This window comes from Streptomyces sp. NPDC057438, from assembly GCF_042802995.1.
Taxonomy (GTDB): Bacteria; Actinomycetota; Actinomycetes; order Streptomycetales; family Streptomycetaceae; genus Streptomyces.
The window spans coordinates 109,898-135,348 of sequence record NZ_JBHVDD010000013.1 but is presented as its reverse complement, the minus strand read 5'-3'; the positions used below and the strand labels follow the sequence as shown (position 1 = coordinate 135,348).

The window sequence follows — 25,451 nt, the reverse complement described above, 5'->3', positions numbered from 1 at the left end:
CAGACCGGCCCGCAACAGGGAGGACTTGCCGCTGCCGGACGCCCCGAACACCACGGCGAACCGGGATCCGCACACGAGCTCGCTCAGCTCGTCGATCAGTCGGTCCCGGCCGAAGAACAGCTCACGGTCGTCCGGCTCGAACCGCGCGAGGCCACGGTAGGGCGGTGCGGCGTCGGCGTCCTCCTGCCTCTCCTCCCCGGTCAGCGCCTCGGCCTCCGCCCAGCGTGTCTCCCATGCGTCGGGATCGGCACCGCAAGCCTGGACATACGCCCGCAGTACCGGCAACGACGGCAGTCGCTCGCCGCTCGCGGCCTTCGCCAGGGTCGTCACCGAGAAGCCGGCCTTCTTCGCCATGGTCCGGTAGGAGACGCCACCCGCCGAGCGGCGCAGCTCCCGAAGATCATGGGCGAGTCGCTGCACGGGACCGGCCGCCGGGTCGACCGGTAGTTCGGGGCGCCCCATGGCGAAGCCTCTTTCGCATACAAGAAGAACATGCTGATCAGCAGCACAAGGTACTTTTCGTCCTCCTCGGGCGAGAACCCTTTCCGACTGTGATGTTCGCCGGAGAAGTTGTTCTACCAGCGGTGCTGAGTTTGTTCTCCCTGATGAGAGGAGGGATGGCTGACAACTCCCGGGTTGCCGGGCTCGGTCCCGCCTTGGCGCTCTCATTGCCGAGCGAACACCTGACAACCAGGAGAAAGAGAAACAGAACCATGGCCCCATCACACGTCGTCACGACGGACCCCGTACGGAGCTCTCGTCACCGAAAGCAAACGATCCCGACGGCAGTGACCTCTCGATGACGGCCGAATCGTCGCTGGTCGCCGGGGGCCCGGAGATGAGCGGCAGCGGCCGGTAAAGGGGCGAGCCGGCTCAGCGCCTCAGGCACATCGGGGGCGATCAGGGCTGACGGCCTTTTCCACTCGTGGTGTTTGGCCCGGTGCTTGTTCCTCGAGCCGGGAGGCCGTCCAGGGCATGACCGTGTGGGTTTCGCTGCGGCCGCCGCCTCGCTCAGGCGCTGCGGATCACGCGTCGGATCCGGGCGTGTTCGCTCCGCGCCCGCGACGGCGGAGCAGAAGCAGACCCCCGAGGAGGGCCGAGGCTCCGGCGGCGGACCAGGCCAGGACGCCGTCCGCGCCGGTGGCGGCCAGATCCGCGGTGTCGGTGGAGCCGCCCTGCGGGCGTGTCCCGCCGCCTGCCGCGCTGCCCGAGGCCTTGTCCGCCGTCTTGGTTTCGCGTGCGGCGCCCGGCGCGGAGGCGCCCACGTCCTGCGGGTCCCGGGTGTAGGTCAGCGTGCCGTAGCCGAGGTGGTCGTAGCTCCAGCCGGCCCCGCCGCGGAGCCCGCCGCCGTCCTCGGGCGTGAGCTTGTCCTTGTAGGCCGTGATGTTCGGTACGTCCAGCCCGCGGCGCACCGCGTAGTGGTTGTGGAGCAGGGCCCAGACAGGGCGGGTGCTTCCCCTGCCCTGCTCGCTGATCTCCGGTTCGGTGTGCAGGGCTCCGGCTTGGCCCGCCACGCGCCGGCCCATGCGGCGTGAGGACGAGGTGTACGGCACGTCCTTGCCGAGGTTGTAGCGGGCGACGTACTCGGCGCCCTTCATGAACCGGTTGTCGTCGTACCCGTACAGATCCTCGCCCAGGTTCCAGGCCATCTCGCAGAGCGCGCCCATCCAGCCGACACCGGCCATGGTGTGCTCCTGGTCCCGGCCGCTCTCCTCCCACTGCCCGAGGACGACGCCGTCCGCCTGCTCGTGCAGGACGGGGACGGCCCGTTTGACACAGCCGTTGCCGTCGCCGTTCTTGAAGTACTCCACCGCCCGGTCGATCTTGGCCTGGTCCTCGGTGAGCCCGCCGATGGCGATGATGGACGCCAGGGTGCACAGTTCCCAGTTGGCCCGGTAATTGCTGGGGACGGCGTCGTTGTGATTGACCAGGAAGGAGTCGTTCATCGGGTAGAAGATGTCGACCAGCATGGACTGGAACCGGCCGAGGTCGAATCCGTCGTAGTCGCGCATGATCTCGCCGGCGTTGGCCAACTGATACCCCTGGATGCCCGCCATCAGGTACCGGTCGGCGTTCCCGCCGAGCTCCTTGAGGGTGGCCGACCAGGCATTGAGGATGTCCCGCGCCTTGTCCCCGTGCCGGGCGTCCCCGGTGATCTTCCAGCGCAGGGCGTTCTGGTAGGCCGCGGCGGTGTCCCGGAAGAGCAGGTGGACGTTCGCGTCCTCGCCACCGCGGATGACGGTCGCGACGGGCCGTGGCAGGTAGTCGGTCGCCGAGTCCCGGCTGCTCAGCAGCCGCTTCCAGCCGTCCGTCCAGGGCTGCGCACCCGCCTTGACCTTCTCGGCCATCCGGTCGAAGTCGGCCTGCGTGTGCAGCAGCGCCGGGTGGGCGAACCCGCCCTTCGGTGCCGTCGGCACGGCTGACGCGGTCCCCGCGGCCGCCCCGATCGCACCGGCGCCGGCACCGGCTGCGCCGGCTAGCTTCAGCATCCCGCGACGGCTGAGCGAACGGTCTGTGGTGGCCTGCACCATCGAGGGGTCTCCTGGTTCTTCTCCGGTCCTGTACCAAGGAGACGCACGCCGCACCGATGCATAACAAAAACTGTCCGGCGGCCCGGTGGGCGAGCAGTGTCGTGTGTGCGGGCGCGGTTCGCCGCGCCCTGCGGACGGCGACTCGCCCCATACAAGGGGCATGGGGCCGTATCGGAGGAATCCGATACGGCCCCATGATCATTTACGGCGAACGCGCGGGGCCCGCAGGCCCAGGGCACCTACTGGGCGCCGCCGTCCTTGCGCACCAGCCGGTCGTGAGCCTCTTCGAGCCTGTCCGTGATCTGCTCGACGCCGATGGCGTCAAGGCCCTTCTGCCGTCCCGCCACGGCAGCCTTCGCCGCCGACGACGCGGAGGCGAACAGGGTCCAGGAGTCGGCCGTGTAGTCCGCCCGCTCCGGACGTCCGATCTTCTCCAGGGCGCCCCGGATCGGTGTCGTGTCCACCGTGCTGTCCACGTCCCCGGAGATGGCGTTGAACGCGTCGAGAACGATCTTTCCGGACTTGAGGACGAACCTCGCCGTGTGCGGGCCGTCGGGCAGACCGCGGAGCGCGTACGTCGCGAGTCGCTTGTCGGTCGTGGCCGTCTTCGCGTCCCGTGCGATCAGCCTTCCGTCGACGTAGACGTCGAGGACGGCGGTACCGTCGTTGCCGCCGATGACGTCGATGCCCGTGCCGGTGAACGGGACGGTGAACGACGCGCCGGCGGTCGTGCCGGTCGACGTCGACCGGTACCAGTCCATCGCGTCGCCGAGGGAGGCTTTCCGGCTCCACGTGCCGTCGTAGGTGACCGAGCTGTCCATGTTGTCGAGCTGTGCGCGGGCGTAGGGCGTGTACCCGTCGATCTTCTCGACCTTCAGATTGTCGAACGCCGTCCTGTGGAAGTCGCTTCCGAGCTTGACGCGTCCTTCGGTCTGCGGAGTCGGGTCCTGGTACGTGGAGACGGCCTTGCCGTCGATGTACGTCGTGATCGTCGCGCCCTTCGCCTCGATGGCGAGGCGGTAGTCGTCGGACGCGGGGACCGTTCCCGACGTGACGGCCCTGCCGTATTCGTAGAACGTCCAGGCGCCGGTCGGTGCGATGCGCACGTTGTAGGCGGCGTCGCTGATCGCCATGCCCTTCTGCTGACGGACGCCCAGGGCGGCGAGTCCGCCGTCCGGGTCCGGGAACGCGACGTCGACCGAGGCCCGGTAGTTCTCCCAGCGGAAGTCGCCGACCGTCGTGTTCGGGGTGTGGCGGTTCCAGGCGCCGGTGTCCTTCATGGACTGGTCCATGTACTGGTACAGGACGTTGTCGCCGCTCGCGTCCTCACCGACCTCCCAGGCGCCGGTCTGGTCGACCATGTAGCGAGGCTGGTTGCCGCGCGACCTCAGGTAGGGCTGGGACGTCTTGTGCGCACCGTTGCCCGTGCCGACCCGGACCCTGCCCTCCTCCTCGTACCCGAAGTCGTCGGCGTACAGGACGTTGTCGCGGGTGTTGTGCTTCTTGCCGGTCGCGTCGGTGTCCAGCACCGTGCGGTCCCGGGACTCGGGCAGGCGTTGCTTCGTCGCCTTGTCGTGGCTCTTGTCGAGCGTCGTCAAGGTCACGATCGACCTCGGCTTGACCGTGTAGGTGTAGTACCCGGCGCCGCCGGGCCGGATCTCGTCGACGAGGTGCTTGAAGTTCGCGTCGTAGGGCCGGCCCGCGTCCGGTCCGCGGGTTTCCCAGATCTCCATGGTCGGGTCGGAACCGAGTCGCATGTTCTCGGCTTTGATCCGGTAGGACTTGGGCTGGTCGCTGTCGTTGACGACGATCGTGGAGAAGTCCTTCTTACGGGGATCCGCGAGCGTCATGTAACTCGGGGCCCCGTTCGAGCCGTCGACGTTCTCGGTACCGCTCACCCCGCTGTAACTGGCCTCCGGCACGGTGCGCCAGATGCCCGCCGTGTTCGTGTCGTTCTCCCAGCCGGTCTTCGCGAACTGGGTGAAGTGCTGCATCACGTAGATGGCCGCGTCGTAGTGGAGGTGGCCCGACCACGGGTCACGCGCGCTGACGAGTTCCTTGTGGCTGTACTGCGCGCCTTCGTAGAAGGAGCCGATCGCCGGCTGGAAGATGTAGTGCGTCCGCTTCGAGTTGGCGTAGCTCTTGACGGAGCGGTTCGCGAGATCGAGGGCGCTCTGGACGCCGCCGATACCGGTGCTCGTTCCGTTCGGCCCCTCGGTGTTGTTGACGCGGTAGTCGGTGTAGCCGAAGGAGCCGACTCCCTCGCTGTACCAGACTTCCTTGTCCTCGTTGTATTTGTTCTCACCGGTCGCCAGCCTGGTGTACGGCAGATTGGTGTCGCTGCCGGCGGGCCCGTCGCGCCGGTCATCGGTGTTGTAGTGGTAGCCGACCGCGTCGACCATGCCGAAGAGTTCCGCGTCGCTGAGCATCGAGGGCCCGATATTGTGGGTGGTGTTCTCGTCGGCGGCGATGATCTTTATGTCGTGGTAGGCCTTCTCGGCCTGCTCCCGCTTTTTCGCCGGGATGCCGTAGCGGGGGTCGGCGAAGTCCGTGTCGGCCAGAATCGCCTTCTTGTACCACTTGATGAAGGCCTCGTCCGGATCATGCGTCTCGTTCGTGTCCGGGTTCACGTAGTCGACCATGTACCCGTATTTCTCGTACGCGTCGAGAATCGTCTCCTTGTACCACTTGTACATCTCGTCGGAGCCGGTGCCCTTGTTCCATTCGTTCTGAACCCATCGGGGCATGACCCAACGGAGAATCGAGACCTTGAGCTTCGGGTTGACCGTCTTGGCGTCCGCTGCCAGTTGGAAGCCTGGGGAGCGCGCCGCGTCGGCGAGTTCGTCCGCTGTGCGCATGGTCGCCGGGTCGGAACCGGTCGACGTGTTCGTGTCCGAACCCATCTCGACCTTGACATGGTTGATCAGGGGGTTTTTCCCACCGAACAGCACGCGGATGAGCTGCCAGTATCGGCCGGGGTGCTCCGCCTTGTAGTCCATCAGCAGGTTGCTCGTGCTGTTGCAGCTGAGCACGCCGAGGCCCTTGTAGGTCAAACCGTTCACGTTGCCGGCGTGAACGTCGTCCCCGTTGACCACGACCTCCACGGGATCGTCCGCGGTGTGGGCGGCGGGGGCGGTGATCACTCCGGCCGCGAGTGCCATGGTGGTTGCCGCGGCAAGCGACATCCAGCCGAGTCTTCGCTGTGGGCCCATTCCGCTTCGACTCCTTGTTCTCGGAGGGAGTACCGACGCCAGAAGTTCGAGATACCGAAAGGCGTCCGCAATTCCGGAAGAACCGTAGATGGTAAGCGATTTCTACGTCAATCCCTGTGTACGTCATGCCAATTGAGGTCCTCTTGACGTCCTCACCGGCTGGAAAACGCTTGGATGCCGAGGTGGCCGTCGTGGGGACTGCCGCACTCAGGGGGAGTGGGGCGAAAACTCCTGAATCGTGCAAGGGGTAAAAGGTCCAGCCGGGAGGGGGGCTCGGTGCTCCTCGCACTTCGTCACTGCGGACGGGAGTTGGCCCGGCCGCTGATTCAGTCTCTTCGCGTTCGCGGCGGTGCGGGATGATCAGGCCGGTGCCCCGGTGGTGTCCGCTGGAGGCTCATGGTCTCTGGACAATAAAGATCCCCGAGTCCATGACCGGCAGCGAACGCGGACAGGAACATGGCCCGCTCGAGCTGCCGGTTGCCGCCTCCGGGCGCGTGTTCGCCGTGGATCGAAGTCCCCGAAGACTTCGTCGTCGGAGCGAGGCCGGCGTAGGAGGCCAGGTGGGCGGCGGTGGGGAAGCTGGTGCCGTCGCCGACGGTGACCAGCAGGACTGCGGCGGCCCTGACCGCGACCCCCGGCATCGAGGTCAGGACCTTGGAAAGAGGGTGGTCCTCCAGCAGGGCTTTGATCTGGGTTTCCAGGGCCCGGCGCTGTTCCTGGACGGCCGCGAGGGAGCGGGCCAGGGACGGGATCACGACGTCGAGGGTGCCGGTCCCAGGGACGACGACGCTCTGTTCGTCGAGCGCGTCGAAGACCTCGTCGATCAGCCGCTGGGCCGCGGTGGGCGGAAGCGAGTGTGAGCGGGCTCTGCGCTTGCTCGGCTGGTTCGGATGCCCAAGTCGGGCGTGCTTGCGAGTGCACAGCCTGCCGGTGTCGGAATCGCCGATCAGACACAACAGCGCCTTCCTGACCCCTGCCGGACAGGATCTCGACGCCAGCCCGACCGGCAGTACCAAGGTGACGCGAGCAAGGTTGATGTGAATGGTCTGCTGCACACGGCACCTCGTCGCGCCTTTGACGCTCATCCCCTCGACGTCGCGAACCGGCCGCCGCAAGTTCCTATCAAGCCGTAGGGAAATCCCCACAGTTCACGGCAGTCGACCTGTGAGTGTGAACTCTCAACTAGCGTCTCCGGACACTGCGCTCCAACCGCCTCCCCACCCCCCATTTCGACGGAGACCACTCCAGGTCCGCTGTGACGAACGCATCCGGATCTGGTTCGCCGTGGTTGCCGCGGAGTACCAACTCATCGCCCCCGAGGCTCCGTTGCCCTGTTTCGCGCTCTTGCTCGGCAGTGCGGAGGCGAGCCAGTACGCAGAGGTCGCCACTCGACCTCACATTCACCACCGGATGAGAGGGACATACACAGCATGCGATCGATCAACCGACTGACAACATCAGTCGTCGGAGCGGCCGTGCTCCTGGGCTGCGTCACGGGACCGGCCGTGTCACAGGCGAAGCAGGACGGCACACGGGTGCTGGTGTTCTCCAAGACGGCCGGCTTCCACCACGGCTCGATCTCCGCCGGTATCGCGGCGGTGAAACAGCTCGGCGAGACGGGCGGCTTCACGGTCGACGCGACGGAGGACGCCGGAGCCTTCACGGCCGACAACCTCGGGCGCTACGACGCGGTCGTGTTCCTGTCGACGACCGGTGACGTCCTGAGCGCCGCCCAGGAGACGGCCTTCGAGGGCTACATCCGCAGTGGCCGGGGCTACGTCGGCGTCCACGCGGCCGCCGACACCGAGTACGACTGGGCGTTCTACGGCGGGCTCGTCGGTGCCTACTTCGAGTCGCATCCTTGGTGGCCGATGCGTGCCACGGTGCACGTCGAGGACCGCGCCCACCCGGCGACCGCCAACCTGCCCACCACCTGGAACCGCACCGACGAGTGGTACAACTTCCGCTCGAATCCCCGGGAACGGGTCCGCGTCCTGGCCTCCCTCGACGAGTCCTCGTACTGGGGCGGCACCATGAAAGGCGACCATCCGATCGCCTGGTGCCAGAACTACCAGGGCGGCCGCTCCTTCTACACCGGCGTCGGCCACAGCAAGGAGTCCTTCGCCGAACCCGCGGTCCGTCAGCACCTGTTGGGCGGAATCCAGTGGGCCACCGGCGCCGTCGAGGCGGACTGCCGGCCGAAGAACGGCTAGCGGCCGCTCTTCGACGGCACGGCCGCGTCGCTGTCGGCATGGCGGCAAGCGGCACCGGGCGCCTTCGAGCTGAGCGACGACGGAACACCGCCGACGCCGGCGGCCTCGGGACGCTCTGGCATGCCGGGTCGGAGTTCACGTCGTACTCGCTCCAGCTCGACTGGAAGACGGCCAGTGCCTCCGGCGATGACGACTCCGATGTGTTCGTGGGCTTCCCACCTCGGACGACCCGTGGTGGGCCGTGGTGGGCCGTGGACAACGGCTACGAGATCCAGCTCGACGCGACCGACGCCCCGGACCGCACCACCATGGCCGTGTACGGCTTCCAGTCCGCCGACATCAGGAAGCGCGACCGTGCGACGAACCCGCCGGGGGAGTGGAACACGTACGAGATTCGCGTGCAGGGCGAGCGCCTGCGTGTCTGGCTCAACGGCGTGAAGATCAACGATTTCACCCACACCGATCCGGCTCGGAGCCTCAAGGACGGGCACATCGGCATCCAGAACCACGGAGCCGACGACGAGGTGTCCTTCCGCGACATCCAGATCAAGGAACTGCCCGCGAAGTCCTCCGGGTCCTCTGGATCCGGGACTTCGCAGGGCGACCGAGCGGCGGCGGGCGGGGGACGCCGGACTCCCGCCCGCCGTCTTCCGGACTTCTGTCCTTGACGAGGAGGCTGCACATGGCCGTGGTTGTCCGCTCTTACGGGCACGACGTGGGCACGGCCGCCACCAGGCCGAGTCACACGTGCGCGCGACGCTTCGCACTGGCGGGTTGGCACTGCCTCCCGGGCCGATCTGGAGTGTTGGTCGCGACTGCACAGGCCGAGATGAGTACGACGAGATCGCGGAGATGTTCACAGATCTCTACCCCGACGTGTCGGTGCCGAAGAACGCGGGGCGCTGGATCGGCGCGGTGCAACACCGTATGGCCCGGGCAGGGGAGCATCGCAGCGCCTCAGCGGTGGTTCTCCTCATCGCCGCCACTGCGGCCCACCATGGCCTGGCTGTCCTCCACGAGGATGCCCACTACCGGGCATTGCCCGGCACGCATCCGACCTGACTGAGCACAACGTCCACGACATCGCTTGAGGCGCCTTGCCGCCCGACAAGTACAGCGTGTGGTGGGCCGGGCCCGCCCCGCCCTCTCCCATGCGGCGACGCTTTCTGCATGAGGGCTTTGTCAGGATGCCTGGTCCTCGTCCGCCTGCTCCTGAGCAGCTTGTCTGTTGAAGTCGTATGTGTCTGCCCACGCGGCCAGCCTGCGGTCGCTCCGGTCGAGTCTCCGCCGCAGCTCCGCGATCTGTGCGTCGTCCCAGCCGTCCCTTTCGACGAGGCTGCGTCCGCCTTCATCGACGGGGACGACTGCCATGGCTTCCACGGCTTTCGTCAGCTCTTCGACCTTCGCTCGAACGTCCGCCCAGTGGCGACTCGCCGCCGTGAAGCCAGCGGCTGGGGGAAAGTCCGTTGTCGACTCGCCGTTGTAGGCGTGGCGTACCAGGGCGTCGGTCAGTTCCCGCGGCTCGCCCCCGGATGAAAAGACCCGCGCACCCTTTTCGTCGACCTCGTAAAGTCTCTCGCCGCGTCGGCCGGCCCGTACGACCTCATACGCCTGATGAACGCCACGGCTACGTGACAACATGGCGCGCAGGACGGTCGCCGGGCTGCGGTCGTCCTCGTAGCCAGTCCCCCCGAACACTTCACGCTGCAACGCCATGGGGTCCGCGACCGCCATGTAGTAGCAAGCCTTCACCGCAAGTTCGGTCTGTGCCGACCCGAGTTCTCCGTTGTCACCGAGTCCGTACTCCACTTCCTCCAGGGCATCGTCACGCAGGCGCTCCAGCGACGCATCATCGTCGGCCGCACCTTCCAGCCGCAGATCGGCCGTCAGGTGCTGATCGATCTCCTTCAGTCGATAGGCGCGTTGGAGGACCGCGCGGCGCGGTCGGACGAACTGGACAAGATCGTTCATCTCGGTGCGATACGGGCGGATGATCAACTCGACGGCGATGTCAACCCGGTCCTCTCGCGTGGGCTTCTGCTTGGCGGTCAGGGAGCGGATGCCGTCGTTGACGCGCCGTCTGGCGCTACTGCCCAGCACGGCGCGGAGGACCTCCGCTGCGCGGACGTCGCGGTGCGGGCTGAAACCTTCGTCGATGGCCTCCTCATGGGTTACCACCCCGGCGAACCACTGCTTCTCGAGCTCGGTGATGCGGGCGGGCCGGGTACGCGTGGGCTGGGCGAGGGTGTCAAGCACGGCGTCGGCCTTGGCCTCGTTCTCCACCGCCGAGCCATAGGGCTTCGGGGGGCGGATGTGGGTCAGGCCGATGAAGTTCCGGACGGCGGTGTGGAAGGGGAGGTTCGTCCGCTCGTTAGGCCGGAACCCGATCACCACACGGGTGGGCACGGTAAGGACGCGGACCCTCTGCTGTTCCGAGTCGCTGAGGTTTTCCCAGCCCAGCTTCTGGACCAGCCGGATCCACCGGTTGACCTCTCTCCGGAACAGTCGGCTGTCGCTGCTCCACTCGTACGCGACTTTCGAGGGTGCGTAGTCGAGGAGATCGTGCACCGCGCTGATACGGCTCGAGCCGTCGGCCGCGATCAGCAAGGGAGCCGAACGGTATCCGTCACGGTGACGCACCGTCATGGGGACGACGGTGAGAGGCTGCAGCACGCCATCTACTGCGACGTCCTCGCCGAGCGGATTCTCCTTGGCCAGCCGACCTTGGGCATCCTCCAGACGCTGCGCGAGCGTACTAGGGCTGTCCACCAGGATCTCCAGCTCCGCGAGTCCGTGCCGGCTCGTTGTCGGCTCGGGCAGCACACGCAGGTTCGCGGCTGCCCCGCCCAACGCGTAGCTTCGGCGGCCGTACTCCCGAGGGTTGGCCGGGTGTGGCACCACGGCAGCGGACCACAGACGAGTCTCGGCGATGAGCAAAGTGCCGCCCTGAACGCGGAGTTCGGCTGGATCGGCCAGCTTGCGTCGCAGCTCGTCCGGTCGTACGGCCGCATGGGAGAGGACTCGGATGACCCCATCGGTGAATCCTCGGCTGGAGAGCGCGGCGGCCAGGTTGTCCACTGCGGAGACGCGGGGCAGGGGCCACTTCGCGGGCTGCCAGCCGCCCTCCGTGTCGACGGCGGAGACGTTGTCCGATCCCGAGTCGGCCGACGCCACGGGGGCACTGGCGTTCAGGGAATCACCAACCATGTGTCGCCTCCGCGATCCTGTCCGCCAGGAGCAGCGCGTTGTGCGCCTGTTCTCGGAGCGCCTCATGCTTCGTGAGTTCGTCGAGTTCCGCGGAGCGGGAGACCTGCGCGGCGTGGTCGCTGAGCGCCGCGCGGACTTGGTACCACGCTTCCCGGCTCTGCGGCACCGTCACCAGGTGGGTACCGCCGACGTCGAGGGAGGCGGCTTCGCGGTCGGGTTGCCGTTCCACGATGCCAGTCCAGTGGACGGCCAGCCGGCCGAGAGTGACCCCGTCGTCGAGTTGCGCGTCGGGTGTCGTGTCGGCTGAGCATTCCGCCGCGGCCTGTTGAAGAACATCCGTGATCAGGAAGACCTCGTCCCCTGCGAGCGTGATCGGGACTGCGTCTGGTTGGCGCGTGGGCATGGAACAGCACTCCAGGTGAGCCGGGGCCGATGCGGGGGCATCGGCATGTCTGCGTCTGTCTGTCGGACGCGAGCGTCCGACCGAGCGAGAGCGCGGACATGCAAGCCGCCGACCTCCACCCGTGTCGATCCGCGGCATAGTTGCTCCGGGACGTCTGGTGCCGTTCGAGCCACACGCCGACCGTCTGAAGGCAGGCAAGACGTGACCGTCGTGCCTCCTGCACGGGAAGCGGTTCGGCTGCTCGACTCGACCAACTGCCTCCGGCCGAGGAGCCGTTCCACACAACGCGAGGACATCGAGCAAGTCGCTCAAGGTGCAGAATGTAGCCGTGTCATCACCATCGGTGCAAGAATTTCCCTCTTGTCGCAGAAGAAGGCTCTGTTCTCGGCAAGAGGGGCCCCGATCCGTCAGGGCCGGCCTCCGAACAACGGTGTGTGATCGTCGTCGCCGATGCGTTGGCCTGCTTGTCATCCTCGATGTGCTGCACCCGGAGCACACTGCGTCCACGAGGCGATCACCGCTGAGGGGCTGCCGGTCTCGTCGCCGCTTCGGCCAACTGAACTCGGGCACGTTGCCACACGCGGAACCCGGCTACGGGGGCTGCCCTCGGCGCAGTCGGCGACTTTCCCCAGCTCATGCGTCGAGGTTGTGTCGCCTTGCGAAATCAAGGGAGCCCATCGGGGTGCCGCCGAGTCGGTCCATGCCCGATGCGGCGCCGGTGAACGTCACGGTTAATGACGAGAAGTCGCAGGTCAGTCGCTTGCAGCGGTGCCGAAGACGGTGATGACGCGCCATCTGCCAAGCACTGCTGCCCTCCGCGTGCCCCATATTCGCGTGTTCGGCGGGCCGAGAATCGGCGAAGATCCCCCGGTAACCAACAAACCCAGGCCGCTGACCTGGGGTTTCATCATGGAGCGGGTGACGAGAATCGAACTCGCGCTCTCAGCTTGGGAAGCTGCGGTCATTTGGGGCTGGTTCGGTTGCTGACCTGGGCGAACGGTCGAATCACGGCGTCGTCGGGCGGGGCCTCTTTCCCCGTGATTCCCCGCTGTTCCCCGCTCGATCTGGTGCGCTTGTGGTGCGGTCGGAAACCAGGCCATCGCGCGTGCGCGAAATTGGTGTGCGGCCGGGCCGTGGTGATCGGCACCCTGGGGCGATGAGCCGTTGGAAGCTTTACGACAACTGGTACGCCGATCTGGCCGGCCTCCCTGTCGAGCAACTGCGGGAGCGCCGAGCCTTCGCCGCTGAGAGGGCCGAGGATGCCGTGGCGCGCGGCATGGGTCGTAACCCCAAGGCTGGGCGGGAGTGGCGGCAGCGACTTCACGCTGTCGATGACGAACTTCTCAGACGGGGTGTTCAGGGGGCGTAGCCATCGTGTGTGAGCCATCTGGCGGTACGGAGTTGCGCTACAGCGACCGGGCATGGAGTCGGCCCCGCCGACTCCATCATCGACCGCGAACAGCCGCCCCTCCCAGCTGGTCTGCGGCATGCCGGGCCATCACCAGATAGCCCGCAAAGCTGACGTCCGGCCTGGTCTTTGCCCACCCGTCTGCTTCCTTGACCGGAACCAGCATGGTCGTGCCCGGAACGGGGTAGTTCACTTTGTCCGTAGCGCCCGGCGGCACCTCGTAACGACAGTGCACCTCGGCGATCGACATCACCTCTACCGAGGTGGGTGCGTGCCCCTCCTCTTGGCCGTGATGCTCCTCGCGGACGTCGATCTCATCCGCGCGTTCGCTGCCAACGACGTCGGCGTAATCCTCCGGATCGACCTCCAACAGCGTCCAGGAGACGACATCCCCTGGCGCGAAGCTCTGCCCGCAGCACTGGATTTGCCAGTCATCGACCCAAATCGTCAACGTCATGCCGCCATTGTCCGCCGAGCGACCGGAGCTCATCAGAGGCCTCGCGCATGATGTACGACACCCGCTTTAGGAGTTCGATCTGAGCCCGGCGTGGTGGGGACTCGCCTCGCGCACTGGCGCCGTACATGGCCGCTGGTTGTCGCCGCCGTCCGTGCTCGTTGATGTCAACGTTGGATGTCAGCGGAACAGCCCCGGGACCGGGCAGACCTCCAATGGTTCATCCGGCCGGTCTGCCCAGCTCCACCAGATATGCCGATCGGCACACCGCCACAGCGACCGACAGGTCCGCCGGCCGTCGTCCTCTCGTTCGGTGAGCACCAGGCCACCAGACTTCATGGGCTGGCTGCATGCAGGACAGGTCCGAGCCTCGTTGATCATGCGGCACCCTAACGGAGCGACCTCTTCGTCCCGAAGCAACTTCGGTAGGCGTGGTGCCTTGGGAGGGCGCGCCGTTCACCTGCGCTGATGGTCCGCAGACGTCCGCACTCGTCCGGCGTTGTTCGTCGGCGTTGTCACGCAGTTAGACACTCACTCGAGGCGCAGATCAGCGCACGTCAGCTCAGTTCCGCGGGTGCAGGCATAACCCTCCCAGTTTCGCAGATCAACTCGGGGATCCCAGGCCACAGGGGGGTGGGGGTGGTCACCCGTGGGTGTCGACTGTCAGCTTTGGTCGGCTTCGCACGGCCCAGGGATGGCCCAGATCGGGCACGGCAGGGGCACGAGAACCCGCGGCTCAGCGATCCGCGGCGTCTCCAGGCTCCTGGCGGTCGAACTGCCGCTCAAGCTCTGCAACTCGGTTCTGCAATGCCTTGAGTTCTTGATCGAGGCGCGGCGAGACCAAACGGCCGAATCGGGAGATCTTGGGGCCTCCGGGGCGAGGTTCCCCGCCCGGGGCATAGGTGAGACCGAGCGCTGTAGTGATCCGCCTCCATATGGAGGGCTTCGATGCAGTCACGGGGAGCAACCTAGCGGTAGACGCAGACGCGCTCGTTGTATCAGTCGCTGACGTCAGACATGAGGGCACCCTGGACAAGCATGCTGGGCCACCCGTTGCGGTTCGTGGGGGCATCTTGTCGGGTTGCCCTGAGCGCGTCAACGATCACCCTCGCCCACCACTCTCCCCAGCTCTCACCCCGGGTGACTTCCTTATTCGCCGGCGCCTCATGGTCTACCTCGGGGCGCCCGGGCCCATGCGGCCAGAGGAGCTGGCCGGCCTCCGGCGCCGAGACGTCGACCTCGACAACCTCGTGATCCGTGTCCGTGTCGCCGAACCCGAGCAGACGAACGGGAAGCGCGCTCCCGGCGCCACCAAGTCCGACGCGGGCGCTCGCCTCGTCGTCCTTCCGGCCTTCCTGGAGAAGGACGGCAAGCGACACCTCGCCTGTTACGCGGAGAAGGGCCCCGATGGGCTTGTCTTCGTCGGGGAGAAGGGAGCTGCCTTCCGCCGTACTTCCTTCGGCCGGAAGTGGCGTCGTGCCCGTGCCGCTGCGGGGCTGCCGGACGGCTTCCGCTTCTACGAACTTCGCCATACCGGGCACACGCTGTCCACGCGCTCCGGCGCCACGCTCAAAGACACCATGGTCCGGGCGGGACAGTCCTCCGAGAAGGCCGCGCTGATCTACCAGCACTCCGACGACGAGCGGCAGCGCGACTTGGCGGCCGGCCTTGACGAGATGGTGCGCGCCGAGCGTGCGAAGAACCACTCGGGCGACTCCGCGCACCACAAGGAGGAGGCCACCGGGACGTAGCCGAGTCCTTATGGTGCGGTTGTGGCGCGCCACCCGCGCACCGGTCTAGACGACAAAGAACCCCCGGGCCTTTGGCCTGGGGGTTTCGCATGGAGCGGGTGACGAGAATCGAACTCGCGCTCTCAGCTTGGGAAGCTGATGTTCTACCATTAAACTACACCCGCGTAAGACGCCGGTCGGTGCCGGTGTCGGAACGCGTCGTTACTTTACCTCATGTCGGGCCCCGCGTGCTGAAGGCGTGGGGCCCGGTGGTGTTCCTGGGGTGGGGACGGGGCTGCGGGGCGCGGGAGTTGGGGCGTACCGTGGAGGTGCGGAAGAGGGTCCGGGTGGGCCTTCGGCGGGATCGGAGTGCCGCCTGGAGGGCCGTCCCAAGTATCCCGTAATGTGGCGGTTCGTCGTCAGGTCGACGTAGGTCGACAGCCAGACGCGCCTCTTGGGGAAGGGACTCTTGGACTTGATGGAGCGCACCGTCGTCCGCTGTGCCGATGGGCACATGTTCAGCACCGCTTCGTTCCCGATGCAGCAGGCCGAACGCCTCGGCCCCGGCCGGCTCATGCGCTGCCCACGCTGCGCCCGGTTGCGCAGTGTCGTCCCGGTGGCGCTGCAGAAGCGGTAGCAGCAGCACCTACAGCAACAGCGGTAGCAGGAGAAGCAGCGAAAGCAGCGGAAGCAGTCGATCGCGAACGTGACGCTGCGGAAGCGGGCAGGACAGGGCACGGCAGGCAGGGACAGGCGCGCGGTTCGTCCGACTGGTTAGGGGCGGTCCGCGCGTCTTGCGTATCCTCGGGGCGTGCTTCTCTCAGACAAGGACATCCGGGCCGAGATCGACTCCGGACGGGTACGCATCGATCCGTACGACGAATCCATGGTGCAGCCGTCGAGCGTCGACGTGCGTCTCGACCGGTTCTTCCGGGTGTTCGAGAACCACCGGTACCCCCACATCGACCCGTCCGTCGAGCAGGCCGACCTCACGCGGCTCGTGGAGCCCGAGGGCGACGAGCCGTTCATCCTGCACCCGGGCGAGTTCGTGCTCGCGAGCACGTACGAGGTCATCACCCTCCCCGACGATCTCGCCTCGCGACTGGAGGGCAAGAGTTCCCTCGGGCGGCTCGGGCTCGTCACCCACTCCACCGCCGGGTTCATCGACCCCGGGTTCTCCGGGCACGTGACCCTGGAGCTGTCGAACCTCGCGACGCTTCCGATCAAGCTCTGGCCGGGCATGAAGATCGGGCAGCTGTGTCTGTTCCGGCTCAGTTCGCCGGCCGAGTTCCCGTACGGCAGCGAGCGCTACGGCTCCCGCTACCAGGGGCAGCGCGGGCCGACCGCCTCCCGTTCCTTCCTCAACTTCCACCGGACCCAGGTGTGAGCGCCGAGCAGACGGCCGGGACCGGCGGCGACGCGCCTGCCGCGGCCGGGACCGGCGGCGACGCGCCCGCCCGCGAGAACCTCACCTATGAGGCGTTCGGCACCGCCGTACGCGAACTCGCGCAGACCATCGCCGACGACGGGTACGAGCCCGACATCATCCTCTCCATCGCCCGGGGCGGCGTCTTCGTCGCCGGCGGGCTGGCCTACGCCCTGGACTGCAAGAACATCCACCTCGTGAACGTGGAGTTCTACACCGGCGTCGGCACGACCCTCGACATGCCCGTCATGCTCGCGCCCGTCCCGAACGCGATCGACTTCTCCGACAAGAAGGTCCTGATCACGGACGACGTCGCCGACACGGGCAAGACGCTCAAGCTGGTCCACGACTTCTGCCTCGACGCCGTGGCCGAGGTCCGGTCCGCCGTGATCTACGAGAAGTCCCACTCCCTCGTGAAGTGCGAGTACGTGTGGAAGCGGACGGACGACTGGATCAACTTTCCGTGGAGTGTGCTGCCTCCTGTGCACAAGTCGGGCCAAGCGCAGAAGGAGAACAGGGAAGCGCTCTGATCCCTGACCTCCCGGCTCTGAACTGGTGCTTTCCACGCTGCGGAGGTAGACCCGGGCCGGGGGTGACTCTTGGACAGGGGACAGCTCGAACGGCTGCTGGGCGGTGGCGACGAAGCGTCGGCGGCAGCCCTGGCGGCTCTCCGCGCCGGTGCTTGTCATGTGGTCTGGGACGGTTCGACGTCAGCCGGGTCACTGGCGACGATCTACGGGCGCCGGCTCCGGCACGCCCTGCGCAGCGGCGTCGAGACCTCGGGCTTGGCGCGGGCCGTGCAGCGCCTCGAACGGCACGGCCGACCGGTGCGACTGGGCCGGATCAGGACGGCCGACGGATCGTGGGTCTTCGTGCTGTTCCTCACCGAGGACGGCAGCGCGCTGGTGGCGTGCACCGGCGTCCGGCATACCTGACCGTGCCCCGCACGACCAGACTTGCTGACGCTGGCACCGGCATCGTGCTTTCCGACGTTCACCAAGATCGTCCACGTACACCCGCGTTCATGGGCGGCCGGTCGGCCGCTCTGAGCGAAGCCCCCGTGTCGGGCGTCCGGTGCGCACGACCCCGGAGGCCGCTCGGGGCTCGGGGAACCAAACCGACGCAGCTCAACGCACCGCGACGCGACGCTGTGGGAACGGGCCTGGCACGTTGACGCCCGGAACGGGCCGTCGTGCCCGATCATCGGCGTGCTGAGCGTCGAGCACCCTGACATGGGGTCAGGTGCCAGGGTTCGATCAGGGTTTGATCAGGGGTGATCCCTGATGAGCCGGGCTGCCGGTGCGGAAGAGACTGGTGGCCGGGCCGGTTTGCCGCCGGTGCGAACGCCGCCGTTGGGGAGCCTCATCATGCACAGCTCTGCCCGTCAGACCCGTCAGACCCGTCAGACCCGTTGGACCGCCATGGCCGTCTGCGGAAGTCTGTTGATGGCCCTGGCCGCGGGGGTGGCCGTGCCCCCTTCCGCTGCCGCTTCGGGCTCCCCGCGCGCTGCGCCCGAAGCGGCGTTGCCAGGGCTGGATCCGGGCACGCTCCAAGCGGCCATCGGCGGGCTGCCGAACGCGGACGTCACCGGCGCGCTGCTGCGGGTCACCGGTCGTGCGGGCCACTGGTCGGGCACGTCGGGTGTGGGCGATCTGGAGACCGGCCGGGGTGTGCCGCCCGACGCGCACATCCGGATCGGCAGTATCTCCAAGGTCTTCACCGCCACGATCGTGCTCCAGCTCGCCGCCGAGCACCGGATCGATCTGGACGAGCCCGTCCAGCGGTACGTGCCGGGCGTCCTGCCCGCCGGTCTGCCGCCCGTCACGGTCGGCCAGCTGCTCAACCACACCAGCGGACTTCCGCGTGCCGCGGACAGCCCCGAATTCGGTGACGGCAGTCCGGAATGGTTCGCCGCCAACCGTCTGAAGAGTTTCACCCCGCAGCAGGTGATCGACCGGATGGCGGGCCGGCCCATGCAGTTCACGCCGGGCACCGCGCAGCAGTACAACGGGATGAACTACTACGTCGCCGGTCTGCTGGTCGAGAAGGTCACCGGGCACGGTTTCGCCGACGCGATACGGTCGCGGATCACCCGGCCTCTGGCCCTGCGCGACACCTATGTCCCCGACGCCCACGACCCGCGCCTGCCGGACCCCCACTCCCGGGGCTATCTGACAGTCAAGTTGCCGGACGGCACCACGCATCCGGTGGACGTCACCGAGCAGAGTCCCTGGCCCTGGGCCGAGGGCGGCATGATCTCCACCCCCGCCGACCTCGACCGTTTCATGACCGCGCTCTTTCGCGGCCGTTTCCTTCCGCCGGCCCAGCAGGCCGAGCTGTTCACCGTCCCCGGCGTCCGCAGTTTCCACAACAGCCAGTGCCGCACCGAGACCGACGCCGGCCGGGCCTGTATGACCATGGGACTGATGAGGGTCAAGGCATCCAACGGAGTCGTGGTCTGGGGCAAGACGGGCTCCTCGCCCGGATACACCAGTGGGGCGTTCTCCACCCGCGACCTCTCCCGCAAGATCGTCTACTCCCTCAACCCCACCACCTTCAACGGAGCGGAGATGCGGTACATCCAGCAGATCGCCGCCGCCTCCTTCGGCCCCTTGGTCCCGGCCAGGGACTGAACCTGCCCCTGCCCCTGCCCCCGCCCCGGCCCCTGCCCCCGCCCCCGCCCCCGCTCCTGGTTCTGACCCTCGGCGAGTCCGTGGTGTCGAGGCAGGGCGGGGCCCCATCCGGGCGGCGGGACGTAGGGCCGGGGGCGGTGGCCGGCCGACGCCGCCCGGGAGGACCGGGAGGACCGGGAGGACCGGGAGGACCGGGAGGACGGGGGGTGTGAGGGGTCAGGGGGCCGGGCGGGTGCGGACGCCCCAGGGCTCGAAGTCGTAGATGGTCTCATTGATACGGAGACCGTCGACGGCGCCGATCCACATGAAGTCCCGGCCCTTGCCCACCGCGGCGGTGAGGATGGTCGCCGGGTTGCCGGCGTCCTGGTCGAGAGCGGTCTTCACCGCGGCGAAGGTGCACGGAGTCGCCTGGGTGCAGCCGGTCGCCGTGCTCACGGCGGAGCCCGTGAGGAACCAGGTGCCGGTCTTGGTGGCGTCGAGGTAGGGGCTCCAGCGGTTCGTCACCGGGGAGGCGGGCGGCACCCACACCAGCGTGGAGTAGTTGGAGTTCGGTGCCGCGTCGAGGTTCGGGTCGATCTCGAACTTGATGTTCGGCATGTTCGTCGCCCCGCCGTAGCCGACGTTCTCGCCCGTCTGGAACACGTGGAAGCCCACCTGCTCCAGGCCCGACACCGGCTTGCTGAAGAAGTCGACCTCGTTGCCGAAGTCGACCTTCTCGCTGGAGGGGGTCAGGGTGGTGGAGTCGTCCGCCACCTCGATGCCCAGGCTGCCCCGGCCGTACGGCGGTCTCCCCTCCGAGCCCAGCACGCCGAACGAGCCGAACGGGCCGGTGCGCAGCTCGGCGACGGGGGAGCCGATCGTGTTGCGGGTGATCACGCCCCAGTGGTCGGAGCGGCCCTGGTTGCCGCCCCCGTTCTCGTCTCCGTTGCCGTTCCCGTCCGCGGTGGCGGTCCCGGGGAGGACCGCGGTGGACAGGGCGACGAGCAGGGTGGCCAGGAGCACCGTTCCCCGGCGGATGCCAAAGCGAGCTTTCACACGCACTCCTTGTGGAGGTTGTCGCGGTTCAGGTCGCGCTGACGTTATCCGACGGTATGCGGATTGATGATGAGATTGTGGCGCTTATGTGCGTATTTAGTCCGTTCGGGGAAGTGACAGGGCCCCGGCGCAGCAACTGCGCCGGGGCCCTGGCGGTCCCTGTCCGTCCCAGTCCGTGAGGACGTCGGGAGGTGTCCTGCCTAGAACGTACCCAGCTTGATCAGCGAGAGGATCGCCACCAACTGGATCGCCGAGGCGCCCAGTGCCTTCGGCCACGCGAGGTCGTGGGACTTGGAGACCATCAGGGTCAGCAGGGCGCCGGCGGCGACCCAGGTGATCCAGCCGAGGATCTGGACGAAGGGGGCGTCGCCGCCCGCGAACATGGCGACGACCAGGCGGGGCGCGTCCGTGAGGGACATGACCAGCATCGAGAGGCCGACCGTGGGCTGCCAGGCGCCGTCGCCGCCGAGCTGACGGGCGAGGGTGTGGGTGACCACGCCCAGGACGAAGGTGCTGACCACCATCGTCACGGCCGTGACGAGGACGATCGGTACGGCGTTCGAGAGCGTCGCGTTGATCGCGTCCTCGCGGGCGCCGTCGAAGCCGAAGACGGCCAGCAGGCCGTACAGGAACGTCACGATCAGGGCGGGGCCCCACACCGCGTAGTCGCGCATCACCAGGAACGTCTGGTTCGGGCTGGTGAGGATGCCCTTCAGGAGCGCCTTCCACGGCAGCCGCGGGCCGAGCGGGGCCGCCGGGGTGTTGCCCGCCCGGTAGGTGTCGCCCTGTTGGTACGGGTCCTCGCCGACGGAGAACGTCTGCGTGTGACCCGGGTTGTTGGCCGCGTACGGGTCGAAGCCGCGCTGGGGGTGCCCGCCGTCGTCGCCGAAGTACTCCGGCTCGCCGTGGTTGCCACGGCCCCCGTGGTCTCCGCGTCTCCCATGGGCGCCCGGGTGCCCGCCGCCGTGTGTCTGCGGCCAGCCGCCCTGACCGCCGCTCCGGCCGCCGCCGTGCGGGGGCCCTGGGGGCGTCTGGGGGTAGCCGTACGACGGGCCGCCGGCCTGCGGGGCCTGCTGTCCGTACGGAGGGTTTTGCGGTCGCGCTTGAGGAGCGCCGTTGTCCCGGCCGCGTCCGATCCTGAATCCAGCCACGTCATCGAACGTACCTGGTCCCGGACGGCGGCGTGCCGGGCCGGGGCCGACCGGCCCGGCTTTGCGGCCGAGCTGTGACATCCCCTAAGGGATCGTCAGGGACGCGTAGGGGGCGCGGTCCGGCGGCCCGTTCCACAGGTCGGCCCAGGTCGGCGCAGGCGGGCCCGGGTGACGAGTCCGCCCGGCCACTCGCCCCCGCGGCACCGGCACCGGCACCGGCACCGCGCCGGTACGGCACCGGCACCGCGCCGGTACGGCACCGGCGCCTCGCCGGCACGTCCACGGTGACGTACCGGCGCATCACGGGCACGCCCCACCAGCGCGCGCACCGCCCCCACGGCCACAGCCGGCGCCTCGCCGGTGTGTCAGTGGCTGCTCAGGTACCTCCCGTACGACAGGGCCGCAGTCGGGGACGGGAGGCCGAGGTTCTTGGGGGTGAGGGCGCGCGAGTTCGTCACCGAGGCCCTCGGGAAGACCCAGACGCCGCCGGAGCCCGCGTTCTCGCCCGGTGCGCCGACCGCCATGTCCGGGACGCCGTCCTTGTCGTAGTCGCCGGTGGCGAGGGCGGTGCCGAAGGCGTCGTTCTTCTCCGCCACGCCGGGGACTCGGGGCCTGTCCTGGTGGTACGGGACGGAGGACGCCTCGCCGAACCGGTCGACGATGCCGCCCTCGTGGCCCAGCAGCAACGTGGCCGCGCCGGCCCCCTTGCGGGTGCCGATGGCCTCGCCGGGGGCGCCCGCGACCAGGTCGTCGAGGCCGTCGCGGTTCTGGTCCAGTACGGCGAGGGAGGCGCCGAAGCGGTCGTCGGCCTCGGCGACGCCGTAGACGCCGACCGTGTCCTGGTTGAGGGTCTGCGAGCGCAGCCCGAAGGACTTCTCGTCGCCGTAGAGGAGGTGGATGCCGCCGCCCTTGGCGTACGACTCGGGGCCGCACGGGTCGTCGATGTTCTCGTCGGCGATCTCACGGCACTCGCCGAGGGCCAGGTCGTCCAGCCCGTCGCCGTCGAAGTCGCCGACGGCGAGTGCGGAGGCGGCACCGTTGTCGGAGTTCCAGGTGTTGGCCATGCGCCGCTCGGCCTCGTCCCACGACCACAGCCGGACGTGCGACTGCGTGGAGGGCGTGTCGACCGTGTGGTAGGCGATGGCCAGGTCGTCGACGCCGTCGGCGCTGAAGTCGCCGGTGGCGAGGACCGGGGCGCGGCCGCCCATGGGGGCGTTGAGGACGGTGGTGAGGACGACGTCCTCGCCGTTGTCGACGACCGCGTGCACAGCCACCGTGTCCCGGCCGCCGACCACCAGGTCCCTCTGGTGGTCACCGGTGAGGTCGGCCGCGGCCACCGACAGGCCGTACGCCGACCTCGCCGACGGGCCGGTCATGCCGGTGGACCCCGGGCCCGTGCCGGTCTTCGCGCCGCCGACGACGGTGATCGCGCCGGCGTCGGTGCCCCGGCCGTCGATGTCCTCCCCGGGGGCACCGATGATCAGTTCCGCCCTGCCGTCGTTGCTGAGGTCCTGCAGCAGGACGGAGGCGCCGAAGCGGTCGCCGGTCTCCGGTGAGCCGGGGACCTCGGGGGTGGCCTGGCTGACCCGGATGCTTCCGTACCCGCCGAGACCCTTCTTGCCGCCCCAGACGAGGTTCACATAGCCGGCCTTCGCCTTGCCGTTCACGGTCGCGTCGGGCATGCCCACGGCGAGGTCCGCATAGCCGTCGCCGTTGAAGTCGCTGGTCACGGCGCTGGGGGTCGGGGCGGGCTCGGTGCGCGGGGCCGCGGTGGCGGTCGTGGCGAGCGTCAGGGCGAGGGCGGCCGCGGTGGCGGTGGAGGCCGCCACGGTGGCGGCGGCCAGGGCGTGCGTCCGTCTGTGCGTCCGTCTGTGCGTCCGTCTGTGCACGGGTGGCTCCAGGTGGGTGGCCGGATGTCGAGGGTGTGGCTGGTTCACCTGTGTGACACCTGGAGGCCGTGCGGGGTTGTGCGGCCGGGGCCGGAAGTCTCCCGGTTCCGGCCGCGACGTCCAGAGGCTCGGGCCGGAAGCCTCCCGGCTCGGTCCGGCGGTCGCCGGCTCGGCGGAGCCGGGTCGCCTCGACTCGGCCTAGGACCAGAACTCGCTCTCCTTGTCCAGGTCCTCCTGGCACTCGTCGATGTCGGTGATCCGGTCCCCGACGATGCGGAAGACGAGGCAGCCGTTCTGCTCGATCCGCCTGCCGCCGCGCTCGGCGGTGTAGTGGTGCACGGAGACGGCGTGGCCCCGGCCGTCCACGCAGATGTGGCTCAGTTCGACGCGGAACGTCCCGGCGGTCTCCTCGAAGAGGCGCTGGTACAGGCCGATGATCGCGTCCTGGCCCTTGTGGTCGCCCGACAGGAGGTGGCTGCCGGGGATGTGGTGGGTGCAGTCCGAGGCCATCAGGCTGCGCAGGGTGTCCATGTCGCCGCGGGTGAAGGCTTCGTAGCCTTTGCGGACGAGCGCCGCGTTCGGATGTTCGGCCATGGGGATCGCCGGCTTTCCGCTGCTTGTGACGGTTTTCTGCTGTGGGGCCATTATCTCGCGGACGTGGGCCTTCGCGAACGCGCGCGAAGGCCCACACCGGTACGCCACCGGTACGACGGCAGGCCGCCGGGGCGGCCGTTACTGCAGCATGCCCGAGATGATGTCGCCGTTCACCGGCTCCGCGCCCGTCGTCGTCACGCCCTTCGACGAGCCCCGGAGCACGAGCGAGCCGCGGTCCGCGGAGATGTACAGGTCCGCCCTGCCGTCGCGGTCGGTGTCGCGGAGGCGGACCGTGCTGCCGAAGGACTCGTCCTCCAAACCGCCGGGGACACCGGCGGTGTCGCGGGCGAACCACTGCGAACCCGTGCCGGTGAGGCCGGACCTGGTGCCGCGCAGGACGTGGACGCCGCCCGCGTACGCGTGGGCGCCGAGCTTCTCGCCGTACGCGCCGACCGCCAGGTCGCGGTAGCCGTCGCCGTCGACGTCGCCGGCGGACACCGACGCGCCGAACCAGTCGCCCCGCTCCGCGGTACCCGCGACACCGGGGGTGTTCTGGGTGAAGCGGGCGCTCCGACCCGGCCCGGTCGAGGAGCCGTACCAGACCGAGACGCGGCCCTTGTCCCTGTCGTAGATCTGGGTGCCGATGGCGATGTCGCCGTATCCGTCCTTGTCGAAGTCGGCGATGACGCCGTCGCCGCCGCGTTCGGCCTGGCCGCCGTTGCCGTTCACGCGTTCCAGGCGGAGGGTCTTGCCCGGGTGGAGCTTGGTCTTGCCGCCCTTGATGAACCAGGCGTCGGAGGCGATGTACTCCGGGGTGACGACGTCGCCGATGACGACCAGGTCGGTCCTGCCGTCCTTGTCGACCTTGCCGGAGACGACGGCGGTGGAGTAGAAGCTCGACGTGTCCTTGTCGAGGACCGTGACCGAGCCCTTCACGCCGGACCTGGTGAACGCGCCCCGGTAGACGTACGTCTTGCTGTCGCGGACGAGGGCCAGGTCCGGGTCGCCGTCGCCGTCGAAGTCGCCGGTGGCGAAGTCGCGGGCCTCGCCGGAGACGCCCTTCGGGCCCTTGAACGGGACGGTCGTGCCGCCGGACAGGCCTTTCTCGCCGCCCCAGAGGATGGTGACGGTGCCCTTGTTCTTGTACGTGCCGACGTTCTCGCCGTTGGCGGAGACGGCGAGGTCGCCGTAGCCGTCCTTGTCGAAGTCCGCCGCCGTGCGGATCTCCCCGAAGAAGTCGTCCGTCTCGTCGGCGCCGGGGACGCCCGCGCTCGCCTGGTCGACGAACTGGGTCTTCGTACCGGGTCCGTCGGCCGTGCCGAAGGTGACGAGGACGCCGCCGCCTTTGCTGAAGCGGGTGTCGGTGCCGTGCGAGAAGACCGCGGTGTCGCGGTGACCGTCGCCGTTGAAGTCGTCCGCGTACTTCGCGGGCGCGGCGGAGGCGGGGCCCGCGGAGAGGGAGAGGGCGAGGGGGGTCACGGTGGCCGCCACGAGCGTCGCGGCCATCGTGGCACTACGGAAGCGCATGCATGTCCTTCGAAGTGGAAGAGAGAGGGGAGGGCGAA

At 68.5% G+C, this 25,451-nt stretch carries 17 protein-coding genes, 1 tRNA gene and 4 pseudogenes; 9 read left to right on the top strand and 13 right to left on the bottom strand.

Going from position 1 to position 25,451, the window contains the following annotated elements; genetic code table 11:
* From ACFU5F_RS10965 to ACFU5F_RS10950, 4 genes and pseudogenes are all read right to left on the bottom strand, one after another.
* Positions 1 to 462, bottom strand: a 462-nt coding sequence (locus ACFU5F_RS10965; RefSeq protein WP_383885038.1) for a helix-turn-helix domain-containing protein, incomplete at its 3' end; no start/stop codon positions are given.
* A 563-nt stretch (positions 463 to 1,025) separates the two neighbouring features.
* Complete coding sequence (locus ACFU5F_RS10960) at positions 1,026 to 2,531, bottom strand: alginate lyase family protein (protein WP_383885035.1); 1,506 nt, start codon at positions 2,529 to 2,531, stop codon at positions 1,026 to 1,028.
* A gap of 239 nt (positions 2,532 to 2,770) precedes the next feature.
* A complete protein-coding gene (locus ACFU5F_RS10955) occupies positions 2,771 to 5,743 on the bottom strand; it encodes a GH59 galactosidase (protein ID WP_383885032.1) in 2,973 nt (990 codons plus the stop codon).
* Between the two features lie 437 nt (positions 5,744 to 6,180).
* Positions 6,181 to 6,588, bottom strand: a pseudogene (locus tag ACFU5F_RS10950) (transposase); the annotation flags it as partial.
* A gap of 585 nt (positions 6,589 to 7,173) precedes the next feature.
* On the opposite strand from ACFU5F_RS10950, the pseudogene ACFU5F_RS10945 reads away from it, so the two are divergent.
* Positions 7,174 to 8,528: pseudogene (locus tag ACFU5F_RS10945) on the top strand (ThuA domain-containing protein); the annotation flags it as partial.
* Between the two features lie 259 nt (positions 8,529 to 8,787).
* Positions 8,788 to 9,047: pseudogene (locus ACFU5F_RS10940) on the top strand (VapC toxin family PIN domain ribonuclease); the annotation flags it as partial.
* A 91-nt stretch (positions 9,048 to 9,138) separates the two neighbouring features.
* On the opposite strand, the gene ACFU5F_RS10935 reads toward ACFU5F_RS10940, so the two are convergent.
* Positions 9,139 to 11,130 (bottom strand): hypothetical protein, encoded by a 1,992-nt coding sequence (locus ACFU5F_RS10935; protein ID WP_383885029.1) that lies wholly within the window; start codon positions 11,128 to 11,130, stop codon positions 9,139 to 9,141.
* 22 nt (positions 11,131 to 11,152) lie between these two features.
* A complete protein-coding gene (locus tag ACFU5F_RS10930; protein WP_359144423.1) occupies positions 11,153 to 11,566 on the bottom strand; it encodes a hypothetical protein in 414 nt (137 codons plus the stop codon).
* A gap of 768 nt (positions 11,567 to 12,334) precedes the next feature.
* Here ACFU5F_RS10930 and ACFU5F_RS10925 point away from each other — a divergent pair.
* A complete protein-coding gene (locus ACFU5F_RS10925) occupies positions 12,335 to 12,553 on the top strand; it encodes a hypothetical protein (RefSeq protein ID WP_383885026.1) in 219 nt (72 codons plus the stop codon).
* A gap of 458 nt (positions 12,554 to 13,011) precedes the next feature.
* Here ACFU5F_RS10925 and ACFU5F_RS10920 read toward each other — a convergent pair whose 3' ends face one another.
* Positions 13,012 to 13,431 carry a DUF6578 domain-containing protein gene (locus ACFU5F_RS10920; protein ID WP_383885023.1) on the bottom strand — a complete coding sequence of 140 codons (420 nt, stop codon included), beginning with the start codon at positions 13,429 to 13,431 and terminating at the stop codon, positions 13,012 to 13,014.
* Between the two features lie 1,148 nt (positions 13,432 to 14,579).
* Here ACFU5F_RS10920 and ACFU5F_RS10915 point away from each other — a divergent pair.
* Positions 14,580 to 15,179: pseudogene (locus ACFU5F_RS10915) on the top strand (tyrosine-type recombinase/integrase); the annotation flags it as partial.
* Between the two features lie 90 nt (positions 15,180 to 15,269).
* Here the strand turns inward: ACFU5F_RS10915 and ACFU5F_RS10910 are convergent.
* A tRNA-Gly gene (locus tag ACFU5F_RS10910) sits at positions 15,270 to 15,343 on the bottom strand.
* Positions 15,344 to 15,672: 329 nt separating this feature from the next.
* On the opposite strand from ACFU5F_RS10910, the gene ACFU5F_RS10905 reads away from it, so the two are divergent.
* The 5 genes from ACFU5F_RS10905 to ACFU5F_RS10885 all read left to right on the top strand — a co-directional run bounded on the left by ACFU5F_RS10905 (position 15,673) and on the right by ACFU5F_RS10885 (position 19,217).
* Positions 15,673 to 15,795 carry a hypothetical protein gene (locus tag ACFU5F_RS10905; RefSeq protein WP_267886425.1) on the top strand — a complete coding sequence of 41 codons (123 nt, stop codon included), beginning with the start codon at positions 15,673 to 15,675 and terminating at the stop codon, positions 15,793 to 15,795.
* A gap of 174 nt (positions 15,796 to 15,969) precedes the next feature.
* Entirely contained in the window at positions 15,970 to 16,545 is a 576-nt protein-coding gene (dcd, locus tag ACFU5F_RS10900) for a dCTP deaminase (RefSeq protein WP_013001952.1), read from the top strand.
* Positions 16,542 to 17,114 (top strand): phosphoribosyltransferase, encoded by a 573-nt coding sequence (locus ACFU5F_RS10895; protein WP_383885020.1) that lies wholly within the window; start codon positions 16,542 to 16,544, stop codon positions 17,112 to 17,114. The genes dcd and ACFU5F_RS10895 overlap by 4 nt, the downstream gene beginning before the upstream one ends.
* A gap of 69 nt (positions 17,115 to 17,183) precedes the next feature.
* Positions 17,184 to 17,519, top strand: a complete 336-nt coding sequence (locus tag ACFU5F_RS10890; protein ID WP_383885017.1) for a hypothetical protein — start codon at positions 17,184 to 17,186, stop codon at positions 17,517 to 17,519.
* Between the two features lie 432 nt (positions 17,520 to 17,951).
* Positions 17,952 to 19,217: a serine hydrolase domain-containing protein gene (locus tag ACFU5F_RS10885; RefSeq protein WP_383885013.1), complete on the top strand. Its 1,266-nt coding sequence runs from the start codon at positions 17,952 to 17,954 to the stop codon at positions 19,215 to 19,217.
* Positions 19,218 to 19,433: 216 nt separating this feature from the next.
* Here the strand turns inward: ACFU5F_RS10885 and ACFU5F_RS10880 are convergent, their stop codons facing one another.
* The 5 genes from ACFU5F_RS10880 to ACFU5F_RS10860 form a co-directional block, all read right to left on the bottom strand.
* Positions 19,434 to 20,252 carry a hypothetical protein gene (locus ACFU5F_RS10880; RefSeq protein WP_383885010.1) on the bottom strand — a complete coding sequence of 273 codons (819 nt, stop codon included), beginning with the start codon at positions 20,250 to 20,252 and terminating at the stop codon, positions 19,434 to 19,436.
* A 200-nt stretch (positions 20,253 to 20,452) separates the two neighbouring features.
* The gene (locus ACFU5F_RS10875; RefSeq protein ID WP_383885007.1) at positions 20,453 to 21,484 is read right to left on the bottom strand and encodes a Yip1 family protein; all 1,032 of its coding nucleotides are present in this window, start codon (positions 21,482 to 21,484) and stop codon (positions 20,453 to 20,455) included.
* 284 nt (positions 21,485 to 21,768) lie between these two features.
* Positions 21,769 to 23,292, bottom strand: coding sequence for an FG-GAP repeat protein (locus tag ACFU5F_RS10870; protein ID WP_383885004.1), 1,524 nt, complete (start codon positions 23,290 to 23,292; stop codon positions 21,769 to 21,771).
* Positions 23,293 to 23,490: 198 nt separating this feature from the next.
* Positions 23,491 to 23,886 carry a nuclear transport factor 2 family protein gene (locus ACFU5F_RS10865; RefSeq protein WP_383885001.1) on the bottom strand — a complete coding sequence of 132 codons (396 nt, stop codon included), beginning with the start codon at positions 23,884 to 23,886 and terminating at the stop codon, positions 23,491 to 23,493.
* 138 nt (positions 23,887 to 24,024) lie between these two features.
* Entirely contained in the window at positions 24,025 to 25,413 is a 1,389-nt protein-coding gene (locus ACFU5F_RS10860) for an FG-GAP repeat protein (RefSeq protein ID WP_383884998.1), read from the bottom strand.
* Positions 25,414 to 25,451: the final 38 nt, after the last annotated feature.

What these genes read in the sequence shown, in the direction of transcription:
- ACFU5F_RS10960 (WP_383885035.1), bottom strand. Translation starts at nt 2,531, where the DNA reads ATGGTGCAGGCCACCACAGACCGTTCGCTCAGCCGTCGCGGGATGCTG.
- ACFU5F_RS10955 (WP_383885032.1), bottom strand. Translation starts at nt 5,743, where the DNA reads ATGGGCCCACAGCGAAGACTCGGCTGGATGTCGCTTGCCGCGGCAACC.
- ACFU5F_RS10930 (WP_359144423.1), bottom strand. Translation starts at nt 11,566, where the DNA reads ATGCCCACGCGCCAACCAGACGCAGTCCCGATCACGCTCGCAGGGGAC.
- ACFU5F_RS10920 (WP_383885023.1), bottom strand. Translation starts at nt 13,431, where the DNA reads ATGACGTTGACGATTTGGGTCGATGACTGGCAAATCCAGTGCTGCGGG.
- ACFU5F_RS10905 (WP_267886425.1), top strand. Translation starts at nt 15,673, where the DNA reads ATGTTCAGCACCGCTTCGTTCCCGATGCAGCAGGCCGAACGCCTCGGC.
- ACFU5F_RS10885 (WP_383885013.1), top strand. Translation starts at nt 17,952, where the DNA reads ATGCACAGCTCTGCCCGTCAGACCCGTCAGACCCGTCAGACCCGTTGG.
- ACFU5F_RS10875 (WP_383885007.1), bottom strand. Translation starts at nt 21,484, where the DNA reads ATGTCACAGCTCGGCCGCAAAGCCGGGCCGGTCGGCCCCGGCCCGGCA.
- ACFU5F_RS10865 (WP_383885001.1), bottom strand. Translation starts at nt 23,886, where the DNA reads ATGGCCGAACATCCGAACGCGGCGCTCGTCCGCAAAGGCTACGAAGCC.
- ACFU5F_RS10860 (WP_383884998.1), bottom strand. Translation starts at nt 25,413, where the DNA reads ATGCGCTTCCGTAGTGCCACGATGGCCGCGACGCTCGTGGCGGCCACC.